The 16342-nt window shown below is 60.7% G+C and carries 18 protein-coding genes; 6 read left to right on the top strand and 12 right to left on the bottom strand.

Annotation, left to right across the window (positions count from 1 at the left end):
* The first annotated feature begins 3 nt into the window (after window positions 1–3).
* Complete coding sequence (locus tag AD670_RS01660; RefSeq protein WP_053127750.1) at window positions 4–744, top strand: hypothetical protein; 741 nt, start codon at window positions 4–6, stop codon at window positions 742–744.
* A gap of 151 nt (window positions 745–895) precedes the next feature.
* Here the strand turns inward: AD670_RS01660 and AD670_RS01655 are convergent, their stop codons facing one another.
* The 3 genes from AD670_RS01655 to AD670_RS01645 form a co-directional block, all read right to left on the bottom strand.
* Window positions 896–1528: a LysE family transporter gene (locus AD670_RS01655; RefSeq protein ID WP_053127748.1), complete on the bottom strand. Its 633-nt coding sequence runs from the start codon at window positions 1526–1528 to the stop codon at window positions 896–898.
* 91 nt (window positions 1529–1619) lie between these two features.
* Complete coding sequence (locus AD670_RS01650; RefSeq protein WP_027608339.1) at window positions 1620–2192, bottom strand: mechanosensitive ion channel family protein; 573 nt, start codon at window positions 2190–2192, stop codon at window positions 1620–1622.
* The gene (locus AD670_RS01645) at window positions 2192–4102 is read right to left on the bottom strand and encodes an ATP-binding cassette domain-containing protein (protein WP_032884341.1); all 1911 of its coding nucleotides are present in this window, start codon (window positions 4100–4102) and stop codon (window positions 2192–2194) included. The genes AD670_RS01650 and AD670_RS01645 overlap by 1 nt, the downstream gene beginning before the upstream one ends.
* Before the next feature lie 50 nt (window positions 4103–4152).
* Between AD670_RS01645 and AD670_RS01640 the strand changes: the two genes are divergently transcribed.
* On the top strand, window positions 4153–4617 hold the full coding sequence (locus tag AD670_RS01640; RefSeq protein ID WP_053127746.1) for a TIGR02444 family protein: 465 nt from the start codon (window positions 4153–4155) through the stop codon (window positions 4615–4617).
* On the opposite strand, the gene AD670_RS30435 is transcribed toward AD670_RS01640, so the two are convergent.
* Window positions 4614–5552, bottom strand: coding sequence for an AlgP family protein (locus AD670_RS30435; protein WP_082340884.1), 939 nt, complete (start codon window positions 5550–5552; stop codon window positions 4614–4616). The two genes, AD670_RS01640 and AD670_RS30435, sit on opposite strands and share 4 nt — an antisense overlap.
* 192 nt (window positions 5553–5744) lie before the next feature.
* On the opposite strand from AD670_RS30435, the gene AD670_RS01625 reads away from it, so the two are divergent.
* Window positions 5745–6422 carry an FKBP-type peptidyl-prolyl cis-trans isomerase gene (locus tag AD670_RS01625; RefSeq protein WP_053127742.1) on the top strand — a complete coding sequence of 226 codons (678 nt, stop codon included), beginning with the start codon at window positions 5745–5747 and terminating at the stop codon, window positions 6420–6422.
* A gap of 52 nt (window positions 6423–6474) precedes the next feature.
* Here AD670_RS01625 and AD670_RS01620 read toward each other — a convergent pair whose 3' ends face one another.
* From AD670_RS01620 to AD670_RS01590, 7 genes are all read right to left on the bottom strand, one after another.
* Window positions 6475–6933 (bottom strand): Rsd/AlgQ family anti-sigma factor, encoded by a 459-nt coding sequence (locus AD670_RS01620; RefSeq protein ID WP_053127740.1) that lies wholly within the window; start codon window positions 6931–6933, stop codon window positions 6475–6477.
* Window positions 6934–7111: 178 nt separating this feature from the next.
* A complete protein-coding gene (locus AD670_RS01615) occupies window positions 7112–7663 on the bottom strand; it encodes a disulfide bond formation protein B (RefSeq protein WP_053127738.1) in 552 nt (183 codons plus the stop codon).
* A gap of 237 nt (window positions 7664–7900) precedes the next feature.
* Entirely contained in the window at window positions 7901–9142 is a 1242-nt protein-coding gene (locus tag AD670_RS01610) for a heme biosynthesis protein HemY (protein ID WP_053127736.1), read from the bottom strand.
* A gap of 5 nt (window positions 9143–9147) precedes the next feature.
* Window positions 9148–10260, bottom strand: a complete 1113-nt coding sequence (locus AD670_RS01605) for a uroporphyrinogen-III C-methyltransferase (protein ID WP_053127734.1) — start codon at window positions 10258–10260, stop codon at window positions 9148–9150.
* Window positions 10261–10301: 41 nt separating this feature from the next.
* Window positions 10302–11051: a uroporphyrinogen-III synthase gene (locus tag AD670_RS01600; protein WP_053127732.1), complete on the bottom strand. Its 750-nt coding sequence runs from the start codon at window positions 11049–11051 to the stop codon at window positions 10302–10304.
* Window positions 11048–11989, bottom strand: coding sequence for a hydroxymethylbilane synthase (gene hemC, locus AD670_RS01595; protein ID WP_053127730.1), 942 nt, complete (start codon window positions 11987–11989; stop codon window positions 11048–11050). Before hemC ends, AD670_RS01600 begins: the two co-directional genes overlap by 4 nt.
* A 137-nt stretch (window positions 11990–12126) precedes the next feature.
* Window positions 12127–12873: a LytTR family DNA-binding domain-containing protein gene (locus tag AD670_RS01590; RefSeq protein WP_053127728.1), complete on the bottom strand. Its 747-nt coding sequence runs from the start codon at window positions 12871–12873 to the stop codon at window positions 12127–12129.
* 502 nt (window positions 12874–13375) lie between these two features.
* Between AD670_RS01590 and argH the strand changes: the two genes are divergently transcribed.
* A complete protein-coding gene (gene argH / locus AD670_RS01585; RefSeq protein WP_053127726.1) occupies window positions 13376–14770 on the top strand; it encodes an argininosuccinate lyase in 1395 nt (464 codons plus the stop codon).
* A gap of 63 nt (window positions 14771–14833) precedes the next feature.
* Here the strand turns inward: argH and AD670_RS01580 are convergent, their stop codons facing one another.
* Window positions 14834–15493: a glutathione S-transferase family protein gene (locus AD670_RS01580; RefSeq protein WP_053127724.1), complete on the bottom strand. Its 660-nt coding sequence runs from the start codon at window positions 15491–15493 to the stop codon at window positions 14834–14836.
* 125 nt (window positions 15494–15618) lie between these two features.
* On the opposite strand from AD670_RS01580, the gene AD670_RS01575 reads away from it, so the two are divergent.
* Window positions 15619–15903 carry a hypothetical protein gene (locus tag AD670_RS01575; RefSeq protein ID WP_053127722.1) on the top strand — a complete coding sequence of 95 codons (285 nt, stop codon included), beginning with the start codon at window positions 15619–15621 and terminating at the stop codon, window positions 15901–15903.
* Between the two features lie 95 nt (window positions 15904–15998).
* Window positions 15999–16253, top strand: a complete 255-nt coding sequence (locus AD670_RS01570; RefSeq protein ID WP_053127719.1) for a TIGR02647 family protein — start codon at window positions 15999–16001, stop codon at window positions 16251–16253.
* The last annotated feature ends 89 nt before the right edge of the window (window positions 16254–16342 follow it).

The following is a 16342-nucleotide window of genomic DNA, read 5'->3' as shown; positions in this document are numbered from 1 at the left end:
GCAATGCGTGCATGGATTGGTTTGATCGGCCTGCTGTGCGCCTTTGGCGCATCGGCCGCGCCGAAGATCGCGGTGACCGACCTTGCCTACCAGGCGCGGGTCGAGGAGTACATCCACCAGGTTTCGGCCAGCAACAACTTCCAGGCCAGCGCTTATAACGCCAGCGGTGCATCGAACTACAGCGAGTACGAGAGCCGTAGCAGCTACATCGAGCAGATCGAGCTGCGCAAATTCAGCGGTGATATCAAGGGGGAGATTCTCAAGTCCCGCCAGTTCCAACTGGTGCAGGGCACGCCCTACACCGCCGATGCCAAGGGTGACGTCTATGACGTGATCAAGCGCATCAAGGCCGGTGACTTCAAGGGTGCGGACTACGTGCTGTTCGGCACGCTGTCAGACATCGACTTCACCCAGGACATCAACGCCCTGGACCACACCAACAGCTACTCGGCAGTGCTGGGCCTGACGCTGGTGGCGGATTTCAGCCTGATCAATACGCGCACCTACGAAATCACCTCGGCGTTCACCGCCATGGGCGAAGGCCAGGACACCAAGCTGGTGAACAGCCGCGACATGCGCGTGAGCCTGAACCGACCGCGTGTGGTGAAGGAAGTGTCGAAGGCACTGGGTGAGGACGTGGCACGGCAACTGGCAGAACAGTTGGGCGGCGGCTATCAAGAGCCTGGCCAGCCGGTGTTGCGCAATAACCTGCCAAGGGATGAAGCGCCGAAGATCCTGCGCTGAAGGGTAATCCTTTGGAAACACACAACCTATGTGGGAGGGGGCTTGCTCCCGATAGCAGGGTGTCAGTCAGCTTAGCTGTAACTGAGACGCCGCCATCGAGAGCAAGCCCCCTCCCACACATTTAACTCGGTTTCTTCAGAGGTACCGAGGTTTACGCCGTTGCGCGATGCAAGCTGGCCAGAAAACCCGCAGCCCCCACGAACAAGCCGGCAAACGTGCGGTTCACACGCTTCTGCTGCTTAGGCGTGCGCAACAGGCGCAAGACTTTCGACGCCAACCCCGTGTACCCCGCCATCACGATCATATCGACGCTGATCATCGTCGCACCGATGATCAGGTACTGGACCAGCAACGGCGCCTGGGGATTCACGAACTGCGGCAGCACCGCGAGCATGAACACCAGGGCCTTGGGGTTGCTGGCGTTGACCAGGAAACCCCGGAACATCATCGCCAGCGGCTTGCCGATCGGGCGTATCGCCGCGTCATCGGCCAGGTCCATGGGCAAGGCGCGCCATTGCTTGATGGCCAGGTACACCAGGTACGCCACGCCAAACCATTTGATCGCATAGAACGCGGTCGACGATGCCGCCAGAATGGCGCCCAAGCCGCCCGCGACCACGGCAATCTGCATCGCCAGGCCCAGTTGCAGGCCGATAGCGTTCCAGTAGCCACGTACAAAACCATATTGCAGGCCGCTGGACATCGACGCGATGGCGCCGGCACCAGGGGAAAGGGAGATGATCCAACTGGCCAGGAAAAAGGCCAGCCAAGTGTCGAGTGCCATTGCACACCTCGGGAAAGAGTCAGCGGTTGTTGTGCCTTAAGCTAACTCCGCTGGCCAGAGGCTGGCTATAGGTTTTTACAGGATGTAAACGCTAGCGGTCGCCAGGGAACACATGGGTGCCGGGCCAACGCCGTACCGAGCGCTGGAAGAACAGGCTGTTAGGCACCTGCACGATGGCGCTGTCGGTGCCTGCTGCTTCCACTTCGATCAGCGTGGTGTAGAGCAAGTTGATCGCCACCACCCTGCCCTTCACGCCTGGCTTGTCGACGGTATCGACCAACTCGACGATGTCACCGAGGCGAAACGGCCCCACCGTGAAGATCAGGATCGCGCACAGCAGGTTGGACAACACCGACCACATGGCGAAGAACGCCACTGCCGCCACCGCGACAAACCCCGACAGCGCCGTCCACAGCACCGTAGCGGACACGCCCAGGCGTTCCAGCACAAAGATCAGCGCACTGCCCATGATCAACCAGCGCAGACCACCGCGCAGCGGCATCAGCAGTTGCGGCGGGAACGGGTAGCGCTCACCCAGGCGGGTCAGGCCTTTGGCGACGAATCGCTGGGCAACGTAACCGGCCAACAGGATCAGCAGGATTTGCACGCCGATCCACACAGGCTCGATCCATTGCGCCGGCAGCGGCAATTGCAACGCTTCCATCAGGACAGCGCCTCCAGCTCCGCTTGCAGGGTTTCCAGCAGTTCGAGGGCCTCCATCCAGGTTTCCTCCAATTGCCCTTCGCGCACCTTGAGCTTGGCCTGTTCAGCCAGCAGGTCGCGCAACTCATCCTTGCGTGCGGCCTCGTACACGGCACTGTCGCCCAGGCTGGCTTCGATCTTGGCCAGACGCTCGTGCACCTTGCCCAACTCCGCCTCAAGCTTGTCGGCTTCGCGCTTATGCGGCGCCAACTGCTGGCGCAGTGCGGCAGCGGCCTGGCGCTGGGCTTTCTTGTCGGTCTTGTCCGGGTTGACCGGGGTGTTGCTGACCGGTGCGTTGCGCAGACGATAATCCGTCAGCCAGCGGGCGTAGTCGTCCAGGTCACCGTCGAACTCTTCGACTTTGCCATCCGCCACCAACAGGAAGTTGTCGGTGGTGCTCTTGAGCAAGTGGCGATCGTGAGACACCACCAATACTGCACCGCTGAACTCCTGCAAGGCCATGGTCAGCGCCAGGCGCATTTCCAGGTCGAGGTGGTTGGTCGGTTCGTCGAGCAGCAGCAGGTTCGGGCGGTCCCAGGCGATCAACGCCAGGGCCAGGCGGGCTTTTTCGCCGCCGGAGAAATTCAGCACCGGCTCATCGATGCGCGCGCCACGGAAGTCAAAGCCACCGAGGAAGTCGCGCAGGGTCTGCTCGCGCTCGGTCGGCGCCAGGCGTTGCAGGTGCAGCAACGGACTGGCCTTGGAGTCGAGGGAGTCCAACTGATGCTGGGCAAAGTAGCCCACCACCAGGTTCTCACCACGGGTCAGGCGACCGGCCAGGGGTTGCAGCTCGCCCGACAGGTTCTTGATCAGCGTCGACTTGCCCGCACCGTTAGGGCCGAGCAAACCGATGCGTGCACCCGGAGTGAGCTGCAGCTTGACCTTCTCCAGGATGGTTTTCTCGCCATAACCCAGGCGGGCATCCGAAAGATCCAGCAACGGGCTGGAGATCTTCACCGACTCGCGGAACACAAAGTCGAACGGTGAATCGACGTGGGCCGCCGACAGTTCTTCCATGCGCTCCAGGGCCTTGATCCGGCTCTGGGCCTGGCGGGCCTTGGTGGCCTGGGCCTTGAACCGGGCGATGTAGCTTTCCATGTGCGCACGCTGCGCCTGCTGCTTCTCGAACGCCTGCTGCTGCTGGGCCAGGCGCTCGGCACGCGCACGTTCGAACGCGGTGTAGCCGCCACGGTAGAGGGTGATCTTCTTCTGTTCGACGTGGGCGATGTTGTCGACCACGGCGTCGAGGAAGTCCCGGTCGTGGGAAATCAGCAGCAAAGTGCCCTGATAGCTCTTGAGGAAGTCTTCCAGCCACAGGATCGCATCGAGGTCCAAGTGGTTGGTGGGTTCGTCGAGCAGCAGCAGGTCCGAGGGGCACATCAGCGCCTGGGCCAAATTCAGGCGCATGCGCCAGCCACCGGAAAAGTCCGCGACCGGACGGTCCATCTGTTCGTTGGTGAAGCCAAGGCCGGCTAGCATCTTGCGGGCGCGGGCGTCGGCGGTGTAGCCGTCGGCGCTGTCGAGTTCCGCGTGCAGGCGGGCCTGGGCGGCGCCGTCCTGGGCTTTCTCGGCCTCGGCCAGGTCGTGTTGCACCTGGCGCAGACGCAGGTCGCCATCGAGCACGTAGTCGATCGCGATGCGGTCCAGGGTGTCGATCTCCTGGCGCATATGGGCGATACGCCAGTCGGCAGGCAGCAAGCAGTCCCCGGAATCCGGGGTCAGCTCACCCAGCAACAGGGCGAACAACGTGGATTTGCCGGCGCCGTTGGCACCGATCAGGCCGGCTTTGTGACCGGCGTGCAGGGTCAGCTCGGCGTCTTCGAGAAGACGTTGCGGGCCACGCTGTAATGTTAGGCTTTGAAGTCGGATCATAATGGCGGCGGAGTCTACCAGCTTCGTTGGCCGCTGGCTTGGGTGTGAATATGTGCGCTGACCTGTGGAGCTTTGCCCTCTCGACTTACGCCCGCCCGGGCGTCGAGGCCGCCTGCCTGCGCTTGCAGGAGCAAGGGGCGGATGTGTGCCTGCTGCTCTGCGGCGCGTGGCTGGAACAGCGGGGCGTGGCGTGTGTGCCCGAGCGCGTGCATGCATTGCAACAATTGGCGCGTCCTTGGCAGGCGCAGGTGATCGAACCATTGCGGCAAGTGCGTGTGCAATGGCGTGCAATGGCACAGCAGGATGAGCAATTGAAGGCGTTACGCGAACGGGTCAAAACCCTGGAACTGGATGCCGAACGGCAATTGCTGGCGCACCTGGAAGCATTAACGCGGGCATGGCCGACAGGGGAACTGACTCAACAGCCGTGGCTGGAAGGTCTGGCGGCTGAGAATGCCGCCAACCTTGACCATGACGCGCTGCAGCAGCTGCGCGTCATGGTCACCGGCACTTAGGAAGCGCTGGTTGGGGTGGTGCTTGGCGCAACCGGTGCAGGGGTGCTGCTGGCCGATGCGGTTGGAGCGGTGGACGCTGCCGGAGTAGCAGCAGGTGCTGCTGGCTTGGCCGGTGCTGGTTTTGCAGCAGCAGGCTTGACGACTGGCTTTGCAGCGGCAGGCTTTACGGCTGGTTTTGCGGCAGCCGTTTTAGCGGCTGGCTTCGCGGCTGGTTTTGCAGCAGCGGTTTTAGCAACTGGCTTGGCGGCTGGTTTTGCAGCAGCAGTTTTAGCAACTGGCTTTACGGCTGGTTTTGCGGCAGCAGTTTTAGCGGCTGGCTTGGCGGCTGGTTTTGCAGCAGCGGTTTTAGCAACTGGCTTCGCGGCTGGTTTTGCAGCAGCAGTTTTGGCAGCTGGCTTGGCGGCTGGTTTTGCAGCAGCGGTTTTAGCAACTGGCTTGGCGGCTGGTTTTGCAGCAGCGGTTTTAGCAACTGGCTTGGCGGCTGGTTTTACAGCAGCGGTTTTGGCAGCTGGCTTGGCCGGTGCTTTAGCAGGTGCACGAGCACCCAGCACTTTCGCTACAGCTTCCTTAACACGACCAACACCCTGGGCCAATTTCAGGCTTTCTTGGGCGTCTTTTTTCAGTTGGGAAATGTAGGTGCGGGTTTCAGCTTGGCGATCCTTGAGGGCGTCCAGCAGGTCCTCAAGTTCTTTGACAGCGTCTTTGGCTTTGGCTTGAGCCTTGGCCTTGCCAGCAGTGGCGGCATCTTGCAGTTTGGTGCGGGATTTGTGCAGTTTTTCTTGCGCTTTACCGCGTTGTTTTTCCAGCTTGGCGAGCAGTTTTTCTGCATCGGCCAACGCTTGGGAACATGCGCTTTCCAGATGTTCGAGCAAGCTGCCCGAAAGTTGTTGGAGTAAATGCAACGGGGTATTTACAGGCTTCTGTTTGGCCGACATGGTTTACCTCCTGGCTGACGTGGGTGCGGCTCATACTAGCCCTCTGCTCTTACCGCCGCTAGGGCATGTTGACAGTATCGTTTGCGTTGCGTTGCACCGTGCGAAAATTCTTATCGATATAACGAAAATACGCGGCACTTTTTGCACTCACGCACTGGCATAATCCGTCGCACTTTCGGCAGGAGAATGCCCATGTCGCGTTACCTTTTTCTTGTGCTGGGCCTGGCGATTTCCGCGGCCAATGCGAGCGAGCAATCACCGTCAAAAACCACGCCCCAAGACCAGCACGACCTCGCGTACAGCCTGGGCGCCAGCCTTGGTGAGCGTCTGCGCCAGGAAGTCCCGGACCTGCAGATCCAGGCCTTGATCGACGGCCTCAAGCAGGCTTATCAAGGCAAGCCGCTGGCGTTGGATAACGCACGCATCGAACAGATTCTCGCCCAGCATGAAGCGCAGGCCGAGGCCGACATCCAAGCCCCAAAAAGTGAAAAGGCGCTCGCCGTCGAACAGCAGTTTTTAGCCAAAGAAAAAGCCGCGAAAGGGGTCCGCGAGTTACCCGATGGAATCCTGCTCACGGAACTGGCACCCGGCAGCGGTACCAAGCCAGGTGCGAATGATCAGGTTCAAGTGAAATACGTTGGACGATTGCCCGATGGCACGGTCTTCGATCAGAGCACACAGCCCCAGTGGTTTCGCCTGGACAGTGTGATAAGCGGCTGGAGCAGCGCGTTGCAGCAGATGCCGGTGGGGGCCAAATGGCGTCTGGTGATCCCTTCGGCCCAGGCCTATGGTGCCGACGGTGCGGGAGAGTTGATCCCGCCCTATACGCCACTGGTATTCGAGATCGAATTGCTCGACACCCGTCATTGACCCAATAAAAAACGGCGCGCCATGCGCACCGTTTTTATCTCGCCAGCAAAGGTCAGGCCTGAGTGGCGGCTTCTTCCTTATGGGCGTTGTGGAGCACTTCGATCAGGCAATCTTCCAGTTCGAAACGCTCATGGAGCAGGCCACCCAGCTCCTTGAATTTCTCAGCAACGCATTGGCCGGCATCACACAGATCGGTGAACGCGAGCAGTTTCTCAGTGATGACATCGATACGTGGATAGAGGGTCTCGGCCAGTTCCAGCCCCCGCTTATCACCGAAAGCTTCCGCTTCTTTGGTCAGTTGCTCATAGACACCAAAATGGCCAGCCGACACGTAGTCCACCAACACTTCACAGAATTCCTGCAACGGCTTGCGATTCTCAGCCAGGGCCTCGGGCTTGGCGCCGAGAGCATCAAAGGCCCGAACCAGTTCGTGACGTGCCTTCAACCAGCTGTCGATCAGCTTGTGCACCCCACCCCAGCGTTCCTGAGCATTCTGACAACTTTCCAGCATGATGATCTCTCTTCCCTATAGGGGCGCTGCCGCCTGATGCCCGCGCAACACTTCAAGGATAAACAGCAGCGGGACAAGGCCGCGTCTGAACAAACGGTTTCAATAACGCGTGCGGGCCAGATTATGCCCCCATGACTATGCCTTCAAGGTACGCAGGAGAGAAAGTTCATACAAGTGTTTAATCCATTCCTACAAACTGCGACCTTCGTTCAGCGCCTCCCGGAGCACATGGCCGGCTCAAAAACAGCCGTGAAAACTGCATGGCACCGAGGATCAACATGCCCAGGAAGAACAACAGGCTCCATTCGGGAAGGCTTAAGTCAAACAGCGTCCAGCGTATGTCCACGCAGTCGACAGTGCCTTTCACCGTCAATTGCAGTGCCTGCCACAGCGACAGGTTTTCGAGCATGTGGCTCAGGCTGGGCCAACAATCGGTGGCCAGATCCGCTGCGGCATTTTGCAGCAGCACCTGGCGCACCGCCGTGATGGCCCCCAGCAACGCACAGACCATGCTCGCAACCCCATACAGGTAAAACGTGGAACGCCGAGGGTTGTGGAGAGCGGCGGCCAGGTTGATCAGTGTAAATGCAGCCAGGAAGGCCCGTTGCATCTGGCACAGGAAACACGGCCGTAACGATGCACCGAACTCAAGATAGAAGGATGCACCCAACGTCAGAGCACCCGCCATGAACGCAAGGAAAAACAAGGAGCGTGAAGGGGCCAAAGACATGCTTTATCCGCATCGCGAGAGATAGGTCGTTACGGTAGAGGAAAGGCCTGACCCCTTTCAATACGCACCGGAGCAGACGATTCCGTGAGAACGTAGGGACATCCCGTCAGAACATGGAGGACTTGAAACGCACGAGCGTAGGAGTTTGCGTCAAAGCGCCTCAGGGCCGTCATATGCGTAGCATTGAAGGGTTGGCTGTCAGACCGATCTGAGCCAACCCTCACCCTTGTTCCTACATCAAGCTCGGGCAGGAACTGGCAGCGGAGACGCCAGCAAGCGGTTATCCAAGAGTCCCAGGCCTTCCTGGAACAGCTGGTTGCTGCGCTCGGTGTCGCCCAACTGGGCCAACAACCGCGCCAGTTCGGCACAGGCCTCGGGATTACGCTGCACCTGCAGGCTGCTTTCGAGGTAATCCCGCGCCTTGCCCCACAAGCTGTTTTGCAGGCACAGACGACCCAACGTCAGCAACAGGCTGGCATCACCTGGATGGTCCTTGAGCCAACCTTCGGCAAACTTCAATTGCTTGCCCGGATCGCTACCGCGCAGCAGGCCATAGAGACGAATCAGGTGGCTGTCGTAGCCGCGCTTGATAGCACCGCGCAACGCCTCCTCTGCCTTGGCATCGGCACCCAACTGGCGCAGTTGTTCGGCATAGGCCAAGACCAGTTGCGGCTCCTGGCGCTGGGCGGAAGTAAGTTGTTGCCAGGCCCGCTCAAGAGATTGCAAGCCGGCTTCGCCCTGCTCTTCGCGCTGGGCCGCCAGGCTCAGGTTTTCGCCCCAGGCGCGGCGCTCCAGCTCGGACAATTCGCTGGCGGGCAGCACCTTGTCCTTGCGCAACTCCGGCAGCAGACGGATCACTGACGACCAGTCGCCTCGCTGCTGATGCAGGCGCTGCAATTGGCGCAGCACCTGGGCGTTATGGGGATGACGCTCATGCATGGCCTGCAAGGTGGTAAGCGCGCCGTCAGTATCGCCACGGTCCAATTGCAACTGCGCATGGCTCAAGGCAACCGCCAGCTCGGCTTGGGGCTGACGCTCCAGGGCGCGCTCGAGCAGACCGTCCGACTCTTCATAACGACCCTGCTCATTCGCTGCCCGGGCCGCGCCCAGGTAGTACAGCAATGGCTGGCGCTCGGCCTCGGCGGCACGGTGCAAGTGACGTTCGGCACTCGCCCAGCGGCCTTCGGCGAGGTCCATCTGGCCCTGTTCGATGGCGATCTGCACGCGACGACTACGGTTACGCCGCGACCACGGGTTGACCACGCCGCCCGAGGTAGTGACCAGGCTCAGCAATACGCGGATCAAGTAGATTGCCAGGCAGAAGACAAACACTGCCACCACGGTTGCCCACAGGCTTGATTCGTAATGCAGCACATGAGGGTAGGTAATCAGCACGTAGCCGGTGTGTTTCGAAATGCCCACGGCCAGTGCCAGGGCAATCGCAATCGCCAGCACCAGGATCACATAGAAACGCTTCATCGGCTCTACTCCTGCTTCGCTGGCGTGGACGCCGCCTTGGCTTCGTCGGCAGACAGGTGACGACGCTCAAGGTACGCCTGCACCGCAGCCAGGCTCGCCGCCAGGTCCGGTGTCACCACCGAGACAGCCTTGGGCTCAAGCTCGGCGACACGCGCCAGCATCGCCTTGCTCTGCGGGTTGTCTTGGTTGAAGTTATCCTGCAACACGCTGCGCGCTTCACCCAACGAACGGCTGTATACCGCCGACTCCCCATTGAGCGCCGCCCATTGAGCTTGCTCCAGGGCCAGGCTCAGGGCCAGGCGTACTTGGTTCAAGCCCTGCCCGGCAAGCAACGGCCGGATATTGTCATCAGGGTTGAAATCGATGCGGAAATAGCGGGAGATCTGTTCCCACCACTGGTTCCAGCGGCTATCCGTATCGGTGCTTGGGCGCCCCGCGGATGCGGGATCGGTGAGTTGATACTCGGGAGCAATCGCCGCCAACTGCACAACCTGGTCACGCAAGGCTGCCAATTGCAGATACAGCCCAGTCCGGTCCGGCTGCTCGGTACTGCGCAGCGCGGCCAGGCTCTTGGCCAATTGTTCACGGGCGGCGTAGGAACCTGGGTCGCTCTGCTCGCGAAGAATCTCATCGGCGCCCTGGACCAGCGCCTGGGCACTGTTGATATCCTGCAGGGCTGACAGCCGCAGGCTTGCGAGGCGGATCAAGTGCTCAGCCTCGGCCAGTCGCCAGTCCTGGCGGCTGGCACCCAGCACGGTTTCCAGACGCTGGCTCAAATGCTGCTGATCACCCTGCAACTGGGCTACCAGACGACGGCGCTCCTCCAGCTCATCCGCGCCCGGCAACTGCGCCAAGCGCGCCGCCAACTGCTGCTGACTCTGCTTGAGGGACTGGGATTGGTCATCGAGGGTCTGTACCTGGCCCAACTGCTGCTGACTGCTGGCTTGCAGGGCACGGACCTGCCAGATCCCCCACCCACCGGCGGCAACCCCGGCGGCACCAAGCAGCAGGGCGACAACTGCCAGGCCATTGCCACGGCGCGGCGCGGTGACCGGTGACTCAACCGGCGCATCAAGTGCGGGTTGGGTTTCATCTTTAGGCAAGGCTGTTTCGCTCACGTATTCGTCCTTTGCGTATCAGAGAGTGGCTACGGCGTGCCTCATAGGGCAGAGCTGCGTAACGCCACTAACAAAGCCGCAGCACTCGCGCCGCGACAATCCACAACTTTTTCTGCGCCAGCGGCTCGCGCCATCTCGGCGACTCGCGGGCTGGGCACGAACAACGGCAGCTGTGCCACCTGTGGCCAATCAGCTCCGGCCAAGGCTTGCAGGTGCAAAAAACCCTGCCCACTGCTGACCACCAGGCCGTTCAAGCGTTCCAACTGGATGCGTTGGCTCAGCACTCCGGGGTCATAAGCCGGAAGGAAACGGCGATACAACTCCAGGTAGTCGACACTAGCACCTTGCTCGCGCAAACGCTCAGCCAGCAGCTCGCGACCACCTTCGCCGCGCAGGATCAACACCCGCGCGCCGGGCCGTGCAATAGCCTCGCGCAACGCAGGCAATTGAAGCAAGGCCTCGCTGTCGTCGCCCGTCTGGGGGAAGTGAACCTGGAGACCGTGATCAGCCAGCACCTGCGCGGTAGCCGCGCCGACGCTGAACCACGGCAGTTGCAACCAGGTTTGATTCAATTGATCCAGGGCAAGCCGTGCGGCGGGCTTACTCACCACGATCACCGCGCAATAGCGGCCAAGATCGCCAAGGATGACCTGTTGTTCGGCAGTCACCGGTAACGGCTCGATGTCCAGCAAAGGCAAGCTGCTGCTGAAGATACCGGCGTCGGACAACGCCGCCGCCAGGGCCGCCGATTCCTCGGCAGGCCGTGTCAGCAGCACTCGCCAGTCGGTCACTGCGGGCCGGCCTCGCCGTAGACTTTCTGCAGGATGGCGCCGGCGCCCTTGTCCAGCAGCGCTTCCGCCACCTGGATACCCAGGGCCGTAGCGTCACGCTGCGGGCCACGGATTTCGGCAGTCAGCAGAGTGCCCCCTTCCGGATCCCCGACAAGGCCGCGCAGCCATAGGTTTTCACCTTCGAGCACGGCGTAGCAGGCGATCGGTACCTGGCAGCCACCGTTGAGGTGCTTGTTGAGGGCCCGTTCGGCCGTGACACGCACTTCGGTGTCGTGGTGATCGAGGGGTTTGAGCAGCGCGTGGATTTCACTGTCAGCGGTGCGGCATTCAATGCCCACGGCACCCTGCCCACCGGCAGGCAAGCTGTCTTCAACGCTGATCGCGGAGGTGATGCGGTCTTCAAAGCCCAGGCGGATCAAGCCAGCGGCGGCAAGGATGATCGCGTCATACTCACCGGCGTCCAGCTTGGACAGGCGGGTGTTGACGTTACCGCGCAGGAAGCGAATCTGCAGGTCCGGACGACGGGTCAACAACTGTGCCTGGCGACGCAAACTGGAGGTGCCGACAATGCTGCCCAGGGGTAGGTCGTCCAAGGACGCATACGTGTTGGAAACGAAGGCGTCGCGCGGGTCTTCACGCTCGCAGATGCAAAACAGGCCCAGGCCTTCGGGGAAGTCCATGGGCACATCTTTCATCGAATGCACGGCGATATCGGCTTCGTTTTCCAGCAGCGCGGTTTCCAGTTCCTTGACGAACAAACCCTTGCCGCCGATTTTCGACAGCGGCGAGTCGAGCAGCTTGTCGCCGCGACTGACCATGGGCACCAGGGTCACCTTGAGGCCGGGGTGGGCCTGTTCAAGGCGTGCTCTGACGTATTCGGCCTGCCACAAGGCCAGGGCGCTTTTACGGGTAGCGATGCGGATTTCGCGAGAGGACATGGATCAATCCGTACTGAATAGATACGGCAGATAATAACAGCTCAGGTAAATACGCTTTGATTTGAATCAGCAAGTGCGGGGCCTCCCTGGCCACGTCGCACCGGGATAATGAATGCAGGCTCGCGAAAAACCTCGGTCTAAAGCTGCTGCATCATCTTGCGCACGCCAGCGACGTGGCGCCGGCTGACGATCAACGCATCACCGTTGAGCCCTTTAAGAAATAACTGAAAGTGTCCAAGAGGCGTGCGCTGCAGGCGCTCGATTCGCTCGCGGGCCACCAGCGCGTTACGGTGGATACGCACGAAGCGGTCACCGAATTCATCCTCAAGGGCCTTGAGCGGCTCATCGAGCAACACTTCACCAGCCTCATGCCGCAGGGTCACGTATTTATGATCGGCAATGAAGTAGACCACCTGGTTCAAAGGAATCAGCTCGATCCCTTTGCGTGTGCGGGCGCTGATATGGCTGCGCGGCCCGTTACCACTTTGGGCGGCCGGCTGGGTCAAGGCTGCCAGCTGGGTGCGATTGGGGCGTTCAGCTTTCTTCAGGGCCCTGAGCAAGGCCTCGGCAGTCACTGGCTTGATCACGAAGCTGACACCACTGGCTTCGAGTGTCTGCGCGGCAAACTCTTCCTGCGCAGCAAATAACACCACGGCGGGTGGCGATTCACGCTCACTCAGGCGGGCGGCAACTTGCAGGCCATCAAGGCCCGGCATGCGGATATCGAGCAACACCACGTCCGGCTTGAGGCTGTCGATCAACGTCAACGCCTCCTCTCCGCTGGTGGCGCTCGGCTCAAGGACTGTATAACCCTCGAGTTCACTGACCAAACGGCTCAGTCGCTCGCGGGCTTGGGGTTCGTCATCAACGATCAGGACATTCATATTGCGCTGGATTCCTGCGTGAGTCTCGCACAAGGATAGCGTAGACAGGTGCGGTGACTTGCGTCACAGCGATCCACGCTAAGACTAGCGCGAGCGGCAAAAAGTGCCCCGGCAGCGGCACCCAAATTTACCCGGACCTGTTCAATAGCGCCCAAGACCTGCTGCCTTCGGGCATCGTCGTAGGGTTTGCTGATACACAATCCGAATATCCCCCTTTTAAATGGATAGTCAGGTTCTGACCGCGTTACCCGACTTTGGTGCATTCACACACTCTCAGTCCAACTGTAGACGCTCGCCGAGACGATATTGCTCAATCGTCAAATATCGTATCAATAAGCACCTGTCTCCAGTCTCTTCCCGGACGCGAGCGGGGGCAAGGCACTTAGCCATCCTTTGCACAAATAAAAATGCCGACGACCCGCAGCACCGCCTCCACGGGCAACCCTGTTATTATCGCCGGCACACTTTCATGCCTCTTAATAAGCAGACCACGAGCGAATCCATGAGCACCGACAAGACCAACCAGTCCTGGGGCGGCCGCTTCAGTGAACCCGTCGACGCCTTCGTCGCCCGCTTCACCGCCTCCGTCACCTTCGACCAGCGCCTGTACCGCCACGACATCATGGGCTCGATTGCCCACGCCACGATGCTGGCCAAAGTCGGCGTGCTGACCGACGCCGAGCGCGACAGCATCATCGAAGGCCTGACCACCATTCGCGGTGAAATCGAAGCCGGTACGTTCGACTGGCGTGTCGACCTGGAAGACGTGCACATGAATATCGAGGCCCGTCTCACCGACCGTATCGGTGTGACCGGCAAGAAGCTGCACACCGGTCGTAGCCGTAACGACCAGGTAGCTACCGACATCCGCCTGTGGCTGCGTGACGAAATCGACCTGATCCTGGCCGAAATCACCCGCTTGCAGAAAGGTTTGCTGGAGCAGGCCGAGCGCGAATCGGGCACCATCATGCCCGGCTTCACCCACCTGCAAACCGCACAGCCGGTCACCTTCGGCCACCACCTGCTGGCCTGGTTCGAGATGCTCAGCCGCGACTACGAGCGCCTGGTCGATTGCCGCAAGCGCGCCAACCGCATGCCGCTCGGCAGCGCTGCCCTGGCCGGCACCACCTACCCGATCGACCGCGAGTACACCGCACAACTGCTGGGTTTCGACGCCGTCGGCGGCAACTCCCTGGACGGCGTGTCGGACCGCGACTTCGCCATCGAATTCTGCGCCGCCGCCAGCATCGCGATGATGCACCTGTCGCGCTTCTCCGAAGAGCTGGTGCTGTGGACCAGCGCGCAATTCCAGTTCATCGACCTGCCTGATCGCTTCTGCACCGGCAGCTCGATCATGCCGCAAAAGAAAAACCCCGACGTGCCAGAGTTGGTGCGCGGCAAGAGCGGTCGCGTATTCGGCGCGCTGATGGGCCTGCTGACCCTGATGAAAGGCCAGCCCCTGGCCTACAACAAGGACAACCAGGAAGACAAGGAACCGCTGTTCGACGCCGCCGACACCCTGCGTGACTCGCTGCGCGCGTTTGCCGACATGATCCCGGCGATCAAACCCAAGCACGCCATCATGCGGGAAGCGGCTTTGCGCGGTTTCTCCACGGCGACAGACCTGGCGGACTACCTGGTGCGCCGTGGCCTGCCGTTCCGCGATTGCCACGAGATCGTCGGGCATGCGGTGAAATACGGCGTCGACACCGGCAAGGACCTGGCAGAAATGAGCCTGGAAGAACTGCGTCAGTTCAGTGACCAGATCGAACAGGACGTGTTTGCCGTGCTGACGCTGGAAGGCTCGGTGAATGCCCGCAACCACGTCGGCGGTACCGCGCCGGCACAGGTGAAGGCTGCGGTCGTGCGCGGCCAGGCCCTGCTCGCCAGTCGCTGATCCGAGTTATCTCAGACAACTCGGTCAAAAATGTGGGAGGGGCTTGCCCCCTCTCACACTTGATCACTTTTTGGCCGCAATCATCGCCATGAACGCCGGCATCGCGGCCTCCCTGTCCGCCGCCACCTTCTGCGCATTAGGCATGGCATGCAGTCGCTCCAGCAACGCTTTGGCCGCCGGCAGTTCAGCCAACAGGTCCAGCCCAAACAGCTTCTCGCCCACCGCACAGGCGAGGTTCACGCTGTACATGAAATACAGATCCGCAATCGTGAAGCTCTCCCCCGCCACATACGGCGCGAACCGCCCGTGCCGCCCTAAAGACGCGATCCCAAGCGACAACTCGGCCCTGGTTTTCTCCTTGATCGCCTCCGGTACCGGCATGCCGAAAAATGCCTCGGCAAAACACGCACGGGCGGGTAATTCGATGTACAGCTCGATCTCCCTGCACAGCGCCAGCACCTGAGCGCGCTGGAAAGGATCGGCCGGCAGCAGCGAACGACCTTCCTGGGTCTGTTCTATGTATTCGAGGATCACGCTGGTTTCATTGATAAATCCCTGCTTCACGCGCAGAACGGGGACTTTGCCGCGCGGACTGACCGCCAGGGCCTCGGGGGTTTGCCCGGCATAAAAAGGCACCTCCTCAAAGGGCAGGCCCTTCTCCAACAATGCCAGTTTCACCATGTTGTAGTAGTTGCTGACCGAAAATCCGTAAAGCTTGAGCATCGCAAAGCCTCCAGGCCGTGTGCGGGGTTGGCTGCAAGAGTTATAGATCCCTGGGCCCGGCCTGACCAGCAGCATCACCTGCCTGAATGGGGGTAGACTGGCGCCCTTTCCTTGAGGAGCCTGCCATGAGCGAGCCGACCGATATCGACAACGACGAAGAAGAGTTCACCGAGAACACCTTGATCGAAGCGATCGAAAACCAGATCGAAAGTGACAACCCGCCTGCTGCCAAGGCTACTTTCAACAAGCTGACGCTGGTGGGCTATGAGCGTGACGAAATCCTGAATCTCATGGCTCACGTGCTCGCTTTCGAAATCGACGCGATGCTGGACGAAGACCGCGCATTCAATACCGAGTGGTATGAAACCGCGTTGCGGGCACTGCCTGAGCTGCCGCCCGAAAAGGAATAATCCCGGCACACCGCAACACGCTGGACAGTTCGGCAAAGTGCGTTCACCTTATGGCCTGCTAGCCTCTAATAAATTTTAGAAAGTCTGGAGTCCTTATGTCGTATACCCCTGAGTTGGTTGCCGAACTGGAAATCCTTGTACTCTTCCCCTTGGACAGCACCAAGGAAGGTCTGAAAGTCCATCAGACCGCCGCTCCCACTGCCATCGCCGCTGCCAAGCGCCTCCATGCGAAAGGACTTATCGACCAAGCGGACGGGGGCTACCTGACCAGCCTTGGCCGGGACGCTGCAGAGCAGGCACAAACCCTGCTGACCATCTTGACCACCGCCAACACCAAAGAAGCAGCCTGAAACCGTACAACGCCCATGGAGTCCGCCTCTTGCGGACTCCGAGGGCATTGCTGCGCAACGGCTCGATTTTTGACGTCAACAATCATTTC

It is taken from the genome of Pseudomonas sp. MIACH (assembly GCF_001269925.1).
GTDB lineage: Bacteria > Pseudomonadota > Gammaproteobacteria > Pseudomonadales > Pseudomonadaceae > Aquipseudomonas.
This window is presented reverse-complemented; position numbering and strand designations above follow the sequence as displayed.